11 protein-coding genes are annotated in these 13378 nt (G+C 45.5%); 4 read left to right on the top strand and 7 right to left on the bottom strand.

Annotated elements, in window-relative coordinates; genetic code table 11:
• Window positions 1-6: 6 nt before the first annotated feature.
• From HMPREF9140_RS02980 to HMPREF9140_RS02965, 4 genes are all read right to left on the bottom strand, one after another.
• Window positions 7-1350: a dihydroorotase gene (locus HMPREF9140_RS02980; RefSeq protein ID WP_006951660.1), complete on the bottom strand. Its 1344-nt coding sequence runs from the start codon at window positions 1348-1350 to the stop codon at window positions 7-9.
• Window positions 1351-1353: 3 nt separating this feature from the next.
• Window positions 1354-2196, bottom strand: coding sequence for a DUF4369 domain-containing protein (locus tag HMPREF9140_RS02975; RefSeq protein ID WP_006951659.1), 843 nt, complete (start codon window positions 2194-2196; stop codon window positions 1354-1356).
• Window positions 2197-2298: 102 nt separating this feature from the next.
• The gene (locus HMPREF9140_RS02970; RefSeq protein WP_006951658.1) at window positions 2299-2730 is read right to left on the bottom strand and encodes a hypothetical protein; all 432 of its coding nucleotides are present in this window, start codon (window positions 2728-2730) and stop codon (window positions 2299-2301) included.
• Complete coding sequence (locus HMPREF9140_RS02965) at window positions 2714-2950, bottom strand: FtsB family cell division protein (protein WP_373852565.1); 237 nt, start codon at window positions 2948-2950, stop codon at window positions 2714-2716. The genes HMPREF9140_RS02970 and HMPREF9140_RS02965 overlap by 17 nt, the downstream gene beginning before the upstream one ends.
• 307 nt (window positions 2951-3257) lie before the next feature.
• Between HMPREF9140_RS02965 and rsmI the strand changes: the two genes are divergently transcribed.
• Both rsmI and HMPREF9140_RS02955 read left to right on the top strand, forming a co-directional pair.
• Window positions 3258-3968 carry a 16S rRNA (cytidine(1402)-2'-O)-methyltransferase gene (rsmI, locus tag HMPREF9140_RS02960; protein ID WP_025073378.1) on the top strand — a complete coding sequence of 237 codons (711 nt, stop codon included), beginning with the start codon at window positions 3258-3260 and terminating at the stop codon, window positions 3966-3968.
• 21 nt (window positions 3969-3989) lie between these two features.
• Window positions 3990-4904 (top strand): Cbp1 family collagen-binding glycoprotein adhesin, encoded by a 915-nt coding sequence (locus tag HMPREF9140_RS02955; RefSeq protein WP_006951655.1) that lies wholly within the window; start codon window positions 3990-3992, stop codon window positions 4902-4904.
• 727 nt (window positions 4905-5631) lie between these two features.
• Here HMPREF9140_RS02955 and HMPREF9140_RS02950 read toward each other — a convergent pair.
• On the bottom strand, window positions 5632-8646 hold the full coding sequence (locus HMPREF9140_RS02950; protein WP_006951654.1) for a PEP/pyruvate-binding domain-containing protein: 3015 nt from the start codon (window positions 8644-8646) through the stop codon (window positions 5632-5634).
• Window positions 8647-8914: 268 nt separating this feature from the next.
• Between HMPREF9140_RS02950 and gdhA the strand changes: the two genes are divergently transcribed.
• Complete coding sequence (gdhA, locus tag HMPREF9140_RS02945) at window positions 8915-10252, top strand: NADP-specific glutamate dehydrogenase (RefSeq protein WP_006951653.1); 1338 nt, start codon at window positions 8915-8917, stop codon at window positions 10250-10252.
• Window positions 10253-10362: 110 nt separating this feature from the next.
• Window positions 10363-11118 (top strand): septal ring lytic transglycosylase RlpA family protein, encoded by a 756-nt coding sequence (locus tag HMPREF9140_RS02940; protein WP_006951652.1) that lies wholly within the window; start codon window positions 10363-10365, stop codon window positions 11116-11118.
• Window positions 11119-11601: 483 nt separating this feature from the next.
• On the opposite strand, the gene HMPREF9140_RS02935 is transcribed toward HMPREF9140_RS02940, so the two are convergent.
• On the bottom strand, window positions 11602-12393 hold the full coding sequence (locus HMPREF9140_RS02935; protein WP_006951651.1) for a TatD family hydrolase: 792 nt from the start codon (window positions 12391-12393) through the stop codon (window positions 11602-11604).
• 7 nt (window positions 12394-12400) lie between these two features.
• Entirely contained in the window at window positions 12401-13372 is a 972-nt protein-coding gene (locus HMPREF9140_RS02930) for a polyprenyl synthetase family protein (RefSeq protein ID WP_006951650.1), read from the bottom strand.
• Window positions 13373-13378: the final 6 nt, after the last annotated feature.

The following is a 13378-nucleotide window of genomic DNA, read 5'->3' as shown; positions in this document are numbered from 1 at the left end:
TATAGTCTAATTGCGGAAAGTTATTTGTTCACCGCGATAATCGGGATTGAATGTCGTGCCATTAAGTAAGTGATAACCGTTACAGAAAGTGTGGATTACTTTCCAACGATATTCATGGCCCAACATTGGACTCCATTTACACTTGCTAACGATTGTATCTTCGGTTACTTGCCAAGGATGCTCACAGCTAACAATAGTTATATCAGCCTTGTAACCGGGACGGAGAAATCCTCTTTCATTCACTCGAAACAGCTTAGCTGGAGCATGCGACATAAGTTCAACCAATCGTTCAATGGTTATGACTCTTTTGTCGACTAGTTCCAACATTGTAACCAGCGAGAATTGAATCATCGGCATTCCGGAAGCAGCCCGACAACATCCCCCCTGTTTCTGGGAAAGAAGATGCGGAGCATGGTCGGTTCCGACGGTTGAAATCTTACCATTGGCAAGCGCCCTCCGTAAAGCATCGCGATCGGCTGCTGTTTTCACTGAAGGATTGCATTTGATGAGGGCTTTCTTGGTGAGATAATCTTCGTTTGTGAATACAAGATGAGCAATCACTGCCTCCAGCGTCACAAGCTTACGTACTTCAACATCGTCGATTAGCGATAGTTCTTTGGCTGTCGACAAATGAGCGATGTGTAATTGTGTTCCAAATCGTTTAGCCAATTCAATAGCCAGCTTTGAGGAGTGATGGCACGCATCTGCATTTCTTATCTCATAATGATGAATCACATCGGGGTCGTCACCATATTTTTCTTTGGCAATTTTCATGTTGGCGGTAATCATCGCGGAATCTTCACAATGAGTCATCACTGGTAAATTAAGAAATGCAGCTGTCTGGAATATTTTTTCGAGGGCTCTGCTATTATCCACCAACATATTTCCAGTGGAAGCTCCCATAAAAACTTTTATTCCGGGTATAATATGCGGATCGAGATGCTTAAACAGACTGCTGTTTTGGTTTGTTGCGCCAAAGAAGAAGCTATAGTTTATGTGGCTATCGCGTACAGCCATTTGAATTTTCTCATCAAGTGTTTCGAGCGTTGTTGTCATGGGATTTGTATTGGGCATATCGAAAAACGATGTAACTCCTCCCATAGCTGCAGCACGACTTTCACTTTCAATATCGCCTTTGTCTGTCATACCCGGCTGACGAAAATGTACGTGCTCGTCAATAACACCCGGCAGAACAAAACAACCCGTGGCATCGACTCTTTTGTCGTAATTGCCACGGGGAGGTTCGGTTGAGAATATTATTTCGCTTATCCTGTCGTCCTGTATAACTACAGAACCTCTGCAAACCTTTCCTTCGTTTACAATGGTTCCGTTCTCAATGATTGTATTCATTACTTATTCGGTTTGAATGGAATCGCCTGCTCTTTCAGCCGGAGTTGGAGGTGTCACTGATTGGTTGTCGGTTGGAGAGGTACTAGTGGTTTCAGCCGTTCCATTCATTTCATTTTGTGTTTGCTGAAAGTTCGTGTAGAAATCTTTCACCTGCGGATCGTTCTTGAAACTGTCAGGAGCTTTCATCATTATGAAATCAATCCATGATGAAAGCTGATTCACTGCATTCAGATAAAGATAATCGTTCATCCATGAGGGGTATGCATCGGGTGTCGTATCGTAGGTTATGCGTGTAAAGAACCCCCACGGGCCTAGTATATTTTCAAAATTGTCTGTAACGAATTTCGTGAAAAGTTTGTCTCCGCTGGCATATACTTGCAAAGCCTGTTTTAGTAATCTGGAGTTCACTTCGTTTTCATCCTGCCCGTTCATTATTGCCGCGCTTTCCTCATGGTCGAGTTCTATGTATTGATTGCGAATCTGGGTGAACTTAATCCAGAAGTCGTTTATCTTGTCGTTCAACGGCGTTCCACTCACCTGTTGCTGCGTGTTGTCAAGCCGAAGTTGTATGTTTCCCTGTTCAAGCACAATGGGAAACTGCAAATTAACATCGTCCATGAATATTTGTGCTACTCTCACCGAGTCAATATTACCCTGGAATATGAATCGCCCATGTACAACGTCGCACGAGTCTATTGTTTTTAGCGTATCAGCGCTATTCACTTTGAGATATAATTTGCGCCCGTCAAGGCTCGAAACATTCGATGTTCCTTGAATGTCGTATGAGTTTGCACACGATGTGAGAAATAAAGAGAAAGAGAGGAAGGCGTAGAGAACTTTTGTCATAAACAATATGTCTGCTTGATGGTCGGCAAAATTACAGGCTAAGCCTCGTGTACCGAAAGTTTTTCATTGTATTTAAAAATATCATTCGCCTTTTAGTGTTTTTTATCCGCACTTCTCGTTCTCCTTTTTAAGCTCATAACTAATCCTGTGCGTGACATATATTTCCAGTATCGAAGCCACCAACAAAAGTACAACCCAGTTATGATGGAAGATGTTTATATAAAGCGAATAATTCGATGCTGACCCACTGAACAACGATTCCAGGAAATGGTATGAATCCTCAACCATGAATCCACCCGCCAGAATAAAGCATACACCAGACAATCCAAGTATCTTTCGCAATCTGCGAATGGTTATGTTGCTTCCCTCATAGCTCTGTCGCATCTGTATTGACACAAAAAGTCCGGCACCCAGAAGCATAGACCAGCACACAACATTTTGCATGATAAAAAACACATAAAGTCCGGCGCTGAGAACCATAATCAGTCCGCCTAAAAGAAGAAGAGTAATTTCGGTTCTATTCAGTTGTTTCATTTTGCGATTCATTTTCCACGGGATTCTCGTCATCGCTCAACACGAAGATATCTTCATCGTCGGTTTTCATGAAATACCGTTCACGAGCAATCTTTGCAATCGTTGTCGGATTGAGTTTCATCTTATTGAGCAGTTCCATGTCGTGTCTATATTGATTATTGTATTTCTTAATCTCAGCTTTCATGTCTTCAATCTGATTGGCGTATTCAAACCGACGCATAAAACTGTTCTCGTCAACAACGCCTATAATAAGCCCGCCGAGCACTAAGACAATATAGTATTTAAACCTGCTGAGAAAGTAAAATAACGAGTGTATACTTATTCTTTTCACGTCCTAGAATGACTTATCGTTTGATGTCGTGCAAAAGTATGGAAAAGAAAACGCCCTCTAAAATATTGCCAAAGAAAGATATTGTAATGTAGCTTAACGCCCCTTAACCGCTTCAATTCGCGTTGAGTAAAAAAAACTAATTTCTATTAGGGCTTTCTTTCTCTTCGACCCTTTTACGATACATTTGCAGCCGTTGATGAGTACATTATATTTAGTTCCGACACCTGTGGGCAATATGGAAGACATAACCCTCCGAGCCCTTAGAGTTCTAAAAGAAGTCGACCTTGTGTTATGCGAAGATACACGCACATCGGGCATACTTCTGAAGCACTTCAACATAAAGAACAAACTAATGTCTCATCATAAATTCAACGAACATGGCACAGCTGCTGGAATAGTGGAACGATTGAAAGCCGGGAACTCCATCGCCCTAATCTCCGACGCCGGCACCCCAGGCATCAGCGACCCCGGATTCTTTCTCGTACGCGAGGCCATCAATGCAGGCATTGCAGTACAAACACTTCCAGGTTCAACAGCATTTGTACCGGCACTCGTTTCGAGTGGTATTCCTTGCGACCGCTTCTGCTTCGAGGGATTCTTGCCGCAGAAGAAAGGACGCAAAACACATCTCGAAAACTTGCAGAACGAAGAGCGAACAATGATTTTCTACGAATCACCATATCGGATAGTCAAAACGCTCGAGCAATTTGCCGAAGTTTTCGAACCCGAACGCCAAGTGAGCTGCTCCAGGGAAATATCGAAGCTACACGAAGAAACTGTACGCGGAACTCTCCAAGATGTTGCAGAACACTTTCGCAAGGCAGAACCAAAAGGTGAATTCGTGATAGTTCTGGCCGGAAAGCAACGCAAGAAAACAATCCACATCAATAATCAAACAAATAAGTAAAACAACTTAATTTAAAGAATTATGAAAAAACTCTTTTTATTAGCAGCCTGCGCAGTCATGACACTCGCATCCTGCAATCAGTTCAAGAAAGCCGTTAACTCAACAAACGACGTTAAAAACGACTCACTACGTGCCATCATCGACGCACGCGACAACGAAATCAACGACATGATGGGAACCCTCAATCAAATACAACAGGGATTCTCGGAAATCAATGCTGCCGAAGACCGCGTGACACTCGTCAAAGATGGTGAAAGAGCCGACAAGGCAACACAAATCAAAGAGAACATTCAGTTCATTGCACAAAGAATGAAGGAAAACCGAGAGCTCATCGCAAAACTGCAGCAGCAGCTTAAAGACACCGGATTCAGAGGCAGTGAAATGAAAAGAGCTATCGAAACTCTCACAGCACAACTCGTCAAAAAAGATGCAGAACTCAAAAAACTGCGTGCCGACCTGGAATCGAAGAACATCCACATCAAGGAGCTCGACGAAACTATAACCGGACTTAATACTGACGTTTCGAACCTCAAAACAACCAACCAGAACCTCAGCAACGAAAAGCAGGCTCTGCAAACTGAGAAAGAAAATCTTGAGAGCGAAAGCAATCAAAAGAGCGAAACAATATCGACTCAAGAAAGGCAGCTCAACACTGGATGGTATATTGCCGGTTCGAAAAAGGAACTCAAGAGTCAAGGCATCCTCGAAGGTGGAAAAGTTCTTCAAGGCAACTTTAACCGCGGAGCATTCAACAAAATCGACATCCGTACTAACAGAGAAATCAATCTCAACAGTCGTAGCGCCAAGATTCTCACCTCTCATCCCGGAAGCAGCTACAGTCTGAATAAAGGTGCCGACGGCAACATGATACTTCGTATCAACGACCCGCAAACATTCTGGAGCACCAGTAAGTATCTCGTAATTCAGGTGAAATAACCCTCCGAATCCATAAAGGTTAACTCAAGAGCCCGGCAAGTTTTAATGCCGGGCTCTTTTTTTGATTAGAATAATTACTGGGCGAGTTCGGTTTAATAGAGCCCCCCACTCGGGCATTAGTCCGCATGTAGGGACAGACCCCGTGTCTGTCCGCATCTCTCTGCCAATTCGGTCTACTGGCCGCATAACATATTTCGTCCTGTCGGACGGGGCGGACAGACACGGGGTCTGTCCCTACATGCGGGCCTTCCGCCCGAATAGGAATCCATTGTTTATTACCCATTGGCTCATCGGAGGCTTAAGCAGACATCTCAAATCGAACTCACGTAATTATTGGGCGAGTTCGGTTTAATAGAGACCCCACTCGGGCGTTAGCCCGCATGTAGGGACAGACCCCGTGTCTGTCCGCATCTCTCTGCCAATTCGGTCTATTGGCCGCATAACATATTTCGTCCTTGTCGGACGGGGCGGACAGACACGGGGTCTGTCCCTACATGCGGGCCTTCCGCCCGAATAGGAATCCATTGTTTATTACCCATTGGCTCATCGGAGGCTTAAGCAGAACAGACCCTGTTTCGCATCAGCGGGCCAGACGTCGCCTCAAACAGACCCTGTTTTGCATCAGCGGGCTGGAAGTCGCCCCAAACAGACTCTGTTTTGCGTCAGCGGGCCAGACGTCGCCTCAAACAGACTCTGTTTTGCACTACAGAGTTCCGGCGAGTGAGAATTAGTTTTCTTCAGGCAGTAGGATAACGGCTTGCTGTTTTTTCCCGTCCATCATAATTTTCAGCGGGGAAGGGAAACGAACGTGACGAATAAAATGGGTTTCTTCTTCAGCTGGTAGAGCGTCGAGAATGGTTCGGCGGCACAAACCATCGTCTTTAAAAGGATTAATCGTAAAATAGCCAACACCGAAAGAGGTGAGATTCTGAAAAAAATGGGTGCCTTGACTGGAATCGATTTGATAATTGGGCAAGCCTTCCTCGACAATTACCCGAGCAGCCGAAATGTGCGACCATTTCACGGGTACGCCTAACCACGGGTCGCTCGACCCCCAGCGACCAGGCCCGATGAGAATATAGTTTCGGTCGGTATCCAGAAACTTTCGGTTAATTTGTTCGATTTCGGCTGCGATGGCTGGATTGTTGGCACCGGAGAAGGTTTCGTTGACCTTTATATATATAACGTCGGCTACATCGTCGGATATTCCATGGCCAAGCGAACTGTTACTTCGAAGGAGGCATCGTGCGTCGGGAATGGTTGAGAGGTCTTCGGAGAGGAGTTGCTGTGAGTCGACAATTGGGCGTATCTGCAAAAGATAGAGCGTGCCTTTGCCAACAGAGTCGATATTCACGGCAAACTCTATTTCGACAGGGCGACGCATGGCTTCAGAGCCGTGTTTCATGGCTGTTCGGAGAAGCTGGGCAAGAGGGAAAACATCTTGCTTTAGCACTCCGGCGAAAGAGATTATTTTTCGTCCGCCGTCGTATATTCCGTCGTATATCGCGTCGTCGTTCGGCTGATATGTTGAAGCGATATACTGTAGGGCTCCGTCGGATTCGGCGTCTTTAAGGTTAAGACTAACGATGTTAAATCCGTCGTCGACCTTGAAATTGTCATCGATGTTCACCGTGTCAAGAGCATAAAATTGAGTTTGAGTTTGCTTGAGAGCCGTTTTCATCTCGCTCATTTGCAGTATGTGATTCGGATGGTAGGGTGAGACGCGGAGTGTTTGTCCGCCGTCGACAATATATTTTCCCAATCCGAGGGCGAGAGAAGCTATTCCCTCTTCGGCTTTCTCATCGCCTATGGGATAGTAGTTCAGCGAACGTAGCACACCGGAGATGTTCGGATAAAAATGATTGGCATGTTGCTTTCCGGCCACTTCCTGAAGAATAACAGCCATCTTCTCCTGGTCGATTACGTTGCTCGTTGCGGTCATATAAGTCTTTGAATCGCTGTAGTAAACCGATGCATATACGCTTTTTATAGCCGACGTGAGCATATTAAGCATAGCATGGTGGTTGTCAGTGTAAGGAATCATGTAGGTTGAGTATATCCCGGCGAAAGGCTGATAATGACTGTCTTCGAGCAACGAACTCGAGCGTATGGCTATCGGCGCACGCGTTGCTCGGATAAAAGCCAAAAAATCGTCGTTGAGCGCTTCAGGCAGTCTAGCCTGCAGAAATGCTTCCAGAATACTATCGTTGTCGGCATTGGAGAGAGCTATTTGATATAGATTATTTCTCTCCATAAAGCTGTCGAATATGTCGGTGCACAATACCACGGTTTTAGGAATCTGTACCTCCACACCGGGAAATCTATCGAAGTCGGGCTGCCGTTTGATAACATTATCTAGGAAAGCCAGTCCGCGCCCTTTTCCACCGAGAGAACCGTCGCCTATTCGAGCGAAATGAGCGTAGCGGTCGTATTTATTTCTGTCGAACACTGCCACAACACCGTGGTTTTTCATACGCCGATATTCCACGATGGCATTGAAGATTATCTGCCGATGCCGATCAACATCCTGCAGCTTGTGCCACGTTATGTTTTTCAGAAAGGCCGACACAGGGAAGATAGCACGTGCGGAGAGCCAACGACTAACGTGGTTGCGGCTGATGTGATAGAGCATTGAGTTGTTTGGAATACTGAAAATATTGTCTTGCAACTCCTTTAAATTCCTCACACGCTTAACCTCTTCGTGCGTTACAGGATCTCGGAAGATGAAATCGCCGAACCCCATGTGTTCTTCGAGCATGTGGCGTAGGTCTACGCTCATCTTCTTAGAATTCTTGTCTACGAAACGGAATCCTTCTTTCTCGGCTCTAGCCCTATTATCGCTTTCGGAACTTTCTATAATCAATGGCAAATACTCATTGTCGTGCCTGATAGCACGAAGAAGTTTCAGTCCGGCATCCGGGTCTTTCTCGTTCTGTGGCGGGTTACCGAGGAATGTATTCAGGCTCTTTTCGTTTCTGTCCATCGGGAATCGCACGTCCGAAATCACCCCCAGCACATTGTCTTTAAATTGCTCGTAGATTTGCCAGGCCTCTTTATAGGTTCGAGCCAACACCACTTTCGGTCGCCCTCGCATTCTTAGCGACGCCTCGTGTTTTGTAAGCGCCTCGGTTGCGAAGTTCTGACTTTGTGTAAGCAAATAACCATAGAGATTCGGTAATATGGAAGAATAGAAACGAATAGAATCCTCGACCAACAGAATCATTTGTACACCAACCTGGCGGATGTCATTCTCGAGATTCATCTTGTCCTCAATCAGTTTGATTATGGATAGAATAAGATTCGTGTTGCCAAGCCAGCAGAAAACATAATCGAATATACTCAAATCCTCATGCTGCATTCGCCTGGTTATTCCATGCGAAAACGGCGTCAGAACCACACAGTGAATGTCGGGAGATATATTCTTAATTGCCCGTGCCACGTCGAAAGCATCATTGTCGGCATTTCCTGGCATACAAATAACCAGGTCCACATCAATCGTGGTAAGAATCTTCTCAGCCTCTTCAATAGTGGAAACCTGCGTGAAAGTGGGCGGATAGCGAAGTCCCAGCTCCATGTATTCATTGTATATCTTCTCCTCGATTCGCCCGTCGTCTTCCAGCATGAAAGCATCGTAAGGATTAGCTACGATGAGCACATTATATATACGCCACATCATAAGATTGACGAAACTCACGTCTCTCAAATAGAATTTGTTCCAATTATCGGGATTCTGTTCTTTCATTTACAATTACTTAAAGTTCCGGACAAAAGTACTATTTAATCCCTCCTTGCCGTCCCATTTGTTCGTCAAACAATCATGGTAGTTGTTGTTTTGCGAGTCGTATTATTCAAATGAAAACATTACTGCAAAAACGCGTCTTAAACGGCTAAAATAAATGGCGTGAGAATTTTTGGCTGTTCGATTTTATGTAAATACATTTGCCACGCGTAAAAACGTAAGTGGATAATTCACAACGTCTAACATAAACAACAACAAACATTTTTTATCTATGGAAGTTGAAAAAATCATGCAAGCCCTGGAACAAAAACATCCAGGCGAGTCTGAGTATTTGCAGGCTGTTCGCGAGGTGCTCATCTCTGTAAAGGACGTTTACAACCAGCATCCCGAATTTGAAAAGGCAAGCATCATCGAACGCATCGTTGAACCGGAGCGCATCATCACGTTCCGCGTTCCATGGGTCGACGATCAGGGTAAGGTACAGGTGAACATCGGTTACCGAGTTCAGTTCAACGGCGCTATCGGCCCTTACAAAGGCGGATTGCGTTTCCACGCCTCTGTTAACCTCAGCATCCTGAAGTTCCTTGGCTTTGAACAAACATTCAAAAACGCGCTTACAACCCTGCCCATGGGCGGCGGTAAAGGCGGTTCCGACTTCTCTCCACGCGGCAAGAGCGACGCCGAAATAATGCGTTTCTGCCAGTCGTTCATGAACGAGCTCTATCGCCACATCGGCCCGGATGAAGACGTTCCTGCAGGCGACATCGGCGTGGGCGGTCGCGAAATCGGATACCTCTTCGGTCAGTACAAGAAGCTCACCCACCAATTCCAAGGCATGCTCACCGGCAAAGGCATGGAATGGGGCGGTTCGATTCTTCGTCCTGAAGCAACCGGCTACGGCGCGCTCTACTTCGTTCATCAGATGATGCAAACCCACGGTATCGACATCAAAGGCAAGACCGTTGCCCTTAGCGGCTTCGGAAACGTAGCCTGGGGTGCTGCCAAGAAAGCAACCGAACTTGGGGCTAAGGTTATCACATTGAGCGGTCCCGACGGTTACATCTACGACCCCGACGGCATCAGCGGCGATAAGATTGAATACATGCTCGAGCTTCGCAACAGCGGTAACGACGTTTGCGAACCTTACGCAACCAAATATGCCGGTTCTAAATTCTTCAAAGGTCGCAAACCCTGGGAGCAGAAAGCCGACATCTATCTTCCGTGCGCCACTCAGAACGAACTCAACGGCGAGGATGCCGATAAGATTCTTTCTTACAAGCCTCTCTGCGTAGCCGAAGTTTCGAACATGGGTTGCACGGCCGAAGCAGCCGAGAAGTTCACCGCCACGAAGACACTCTTTGCTCCAGGCAAGGCAGTCAATGCCGGCGGTGTGGCCACCTCAGGTCTTGAGATGTCGCAAAACTCTCTCCGCTTGAGCTGGAGCCCTGAGGAAGTCGACGAAAAGCTGCACTACATCATGCGCTCCATACACGAGCAGTGCGTGAGATACGGCACCGAATCCGACGGCTACATCGACTACGTTAAAGGAGCTAACATAGCAGGCTTCATGAAAGTGGCTAAGGCTATGCTAGCACAAGGAGTAGTATAAAACATAGAAAAATAGAATTCACTTCGATTCTCCCACAAAACAAACTATAGGGAGAATCGAAGTTTTTTTAACCCAAGGCGAAAAGAAGATGCCTGACAAAACAGTTTTTTATGGATAACATCAGAACACTCTTAGTAGCAACATCCATTATTCTTGTCCCTAACGCTACATCGGCACAGGAAAACAAGCAGATGGCCGGTAAGGCTTCTTACTACAGCAACGGGCTCCATGGACGGAGGATGAGCAACGGCGAACGCTACGACAAAAATGGCTACACCTGTGCCCACAAAACCCTCCCTTTCGGAACTCAACTGCGCGTAACCAATCCTCGAAACAACCGTTCTGTGGTAGTTCGAGTAACCGATCGCGGCCCGTTCGTTAAAGGCCGTATACTCGACCTTTCTTATTCGGCAGCCCGCGATTTGGGCATCCTCTCCAGTGGCGTGGCCTACATGAAAGTTGAAATTCTTCCGAAAAACAAGCCCACCGAAATTCCATTCGTAGCCGAACCTTCCACTATCGAAATTCCCGAAATTGAATACGGAATGGCCGGAGTGTGCTATGAATTCATTCCTGAATGGGAGAAGCCAGCCGAACTCGACCAACCTAAAACAATAGCTCGAAAACCACAACCTCGTCAGCGTCCGACTGTTGCCCAATCAAACACAAAGAAAACCCCTGCCCAACCACAAAATAAAACACAGAGTCTTAAAAATGAACCTCCGACCAGTACTCCACCATCAACCGCTAAATCACAGCCTCAGAAACCTCAATCCTCCAAGCCCGCAACATCCCAAGAAAAATCTTCAAGCATTTGGAGTAACTTCTTCAATCGGGTAAAAGAAGGAGTTTCTGGCCTTTTCTAGCCCTAATAGGTAACACAAACTCTAATTTTTTATCCCGTACGTCTCTTTCGAGACGGTCACCATTATTATTTCTATTCCCTACGGTATAGAAAAATTACATGAGTGTTTACAAAATCATTGCGTCAATGACGCAAGGGCAAAACAAAACTGTTTCAGGTTTGCGCCAATGACGCAAGGGCAAAACAAAACTGTTTCAAGTTTGCGCCAATGACACAAGGGCAAAACAAAACTGTTTCAGGTTTGCGTCAATGACGCAAGGGTAAAACAAAACTGTTTCAAGTTTGCGCCAATGACGCAAGAGTAAAACAAAACTGTTTCAGGTTTGCGTCAATGACGCAAGAGTAAAACAAAACTGTTTCAGGTTTGCGCCAATGACGCAAGAGTAAAACAAAATTGTTTCAGGTTTGCGAAACCTCCGCAAACAATATAGGCGAACATGTTCTAACCCGTGTAAAAGCATCATAATTTTTTGTGGAGTAGAAATCATAGTGTGCCGAATATTCGGGCAACATTTTGATTGGTTTGGTGTTCGAGTTCGGAGTCGCTGACACCATAAGCCTGGGAAAGAGTGTGGAGAACCTCAACAACAAAAGCACTTTCGTTGCGCTTACCGCGGTGAGGAACCGGAGCCATGTAGGGACTGTCGGTTTCGAGTACTATTCTGTCAAGAGGCACAGCTGCGGGCAGGTCGGTACGCAGTTTACTACTTTTGAAAGTACTCACGCCACCTATTCCGAGCACGAAGTTATCGAAGGCCAGAAAATCGGCAGCTTCTTTTTGATTTCCAGTAAAGCAGTGGAATACGCCACCGGGGAGTTCGTTTTTATAAGGACGCATGATGCCTAGGAGTTCGTTTTGAGCTTTGCGACAGTGAATCATGAGCGGTAAACGTGTTTCAACACTCCAACGAACAGCTTCTTCAAAAGCTCGGAGTTGTTGGGTTTCGAACTCGCGCGACCAATAGAAATCCAGTCCCACTTCTCCCACAGCAATGAAGTGCGGTACGGTAGTAGAAGCAAGGTTTTCGAATAGTATACGGTGCATTTCGGCAAGAATCTCTTCATAATCTGCCCGCACTTCTTCAGGATGAAGACCTATCATCGGATAACATATCCCTGGATAATTCTGGCTTATGCTAAGCACTTTGGAAACGTTTTCGAGATTTATTGCAGGAAGAAATATTTTTTCAACTCTGGCTCTAGTAGCGTTTGATATGACTTCGGGTAAATCGGCTGCAAATTCTTCACCGTCGAGATGTGCGTGGGTATCTATCATGAGAGAATTATCTTTTTCGTTTCAACATTCGGTCAAGGTAGTTTCTTAGCTGCATTTTTTGTTTTTCGGGCAGATAAACCGCGTTAAGATAGTCTTTACTTAGGTCGAAATAATAATCGATTTTAGCTTTTGCCAGTTTATCGATTTCAAGTTTGTTGTAGAGGCGGGTAATTGCGCGGATTTTCCGATTGTCGTCGTTTGTTTTGCTAAGCCATTTGTTGAGTTGGAGACGTTGTTCTTCGTCGGCGAGATGAAGTGCATTAATGAGCATGTAGGTTTTTTTGTTGGAAACAATATCGCCGCCTATTTTCTTTCCAAATACTTTGGAATCACCGTAGACATCGAGATAGTCATCCTGAAGCTGAAAAGCAAGTCCTATTTGTTCGCCCGCTTTGTAAAGCAAATCAGCATCCTCTTTGGGTGCGTGAGCTAATATTGCTCCCATTTTCATAGCACAGGCAAGAAGTACGCTGGTTTTTAGGCGTATCATTTCTATGTATTCCTGTTCGGTTACGTCGTTCCGCGTTTCAAACTCCATATCGTATTGCTGTCCTTCACCTATTTCGAGCGCAGTTTGTGTGAACAGTTCGAGCACTTCAGGCAAAAGTTGCTGTTCGCATTGCGCCATTCGTTCATATGCCAGAACGAGCATCGAATCGCCAGAAAGTATGGCCATATTTTCGTTCCATTGGCAGTGCACTGTCGGTTTCCCACGTCGAAGAGGCGCTTTGTCCATGAGATCATCGTGCAAAAGAGTGTAGTTGTGATAGGTTTCCAGGGCACAAGCCGATGATAGAATCTGCTCCGGATTGTCTTTGAAAAGATTATAACTCAGAAGCATCAGAATAGGACGAATGCGTTTTCCGCCAAGCGAAAGCACATAGCGTATAGGGGCGTAGAGACTTTCAGGCTTGCGATTATATGGCAGTGTGTCGATATAATGATTAACCATTCCGAGGAGTTCGTTGGCTGTGTACATAATATG

Origin of the sequence: Prevotella micans F0438, from assembly GCF_000243035.1 — a bacterium.
GTDB lineage: Bacteria > Bacteroidota > Bacteroidia > Bacteroidales > Bacteroidaceae > Prevotella > Prevotella micans.
Note: the sequence above shows the minus strand (reverse complement) of the source record. Positions and strands in the feature narration are given on the sequence as shown.

What these genes read in the sequence shown, in the direction of transcription:
- HMPREF9140_RS02965 (WP_373852565.1), bottom strand. Translation starts at nt 2,950, where the DNA reads ATGCGTCGGTTTGAATACGCCAATCAGATTGAAGACATGAAAGCTGAG.
- HMPREF9140_RS02970 (WP_006951658.1), bottom strand. Translation starts at nt 2,730, where the DNA reads ATGAAACAACTGAATAGAACCGAAATTACTCTTCTTCTTTTAGGCGGA.
- HMPREF9140_RS02975 (WP_006951659.1), bottom strand. Translation starts at nt 2,196, where the DNA reads ATGACAAAAGTTCTCTACGCCTTCCTCTCTTTCTCTTTATTTCTCACA.
- gdhA (WP_006951653.1), top strand. Translation starts at nt 8,915, where the DNA reads ATGGAAGTTGAAAAAATCATGCAAGCCCTGGAACAAAAACATCCAGGC.
- HMPREF9140_RS02950 (WP_006951654.1), bottom strand. Translation starts at nt 8,646, where the DNA reads ATGAAAGAACAGAATCCCGATAATTGGAACAAATTCTATTTGAGAGAC.
- HMPREF9140_RS02935 (WP_006951651.1), bottom strand. Translation starts at nt 12,393, where the DNA reads ATGATAGATACCCACGCACATCTCGACGGTGAAGAATTTGCAGCCGAT.
- HMPREF9140_RS02980 (WP_006951660.1), bottom strand. Translation starts at nt 1,350, where the DNA reads ATGAATACAATCATTGAGAACGGAACCATTGTAAACGAAGGAAAGGTT.
- HMPREF9140_RS02955 (WP_006951655.1), top strand. Translation starts at nt 3,990, where the DNA reads ATGAAAAAACTCTTTTTATTAGCAGCCTGCGCAGTCATGACACTCGCA.
- HMPREF9140_RS02940 (WP_006951652.1), top strand. Translation starts at nt 10,363, where the DNA reads ATGGATAACATCAGAACACTCTTAGTAGCAACATCCATTATTCTTGTC.
- rsmI (WP_025073378.1), top strand. Translation starts at nt 3,258, where the DNA reads ATGAGTACATTATATTTAGTTCCGACACCTGTGGGCAATATGGAAGAC.
- HMPREF9140_RS02930 (WP_006951650.1), bottom strand. Translation starts at nt 13,372, where the DNA reads ATGTACACAGCCAACGAACTCCTCGGAATGGTTAATCATTATATCGAC.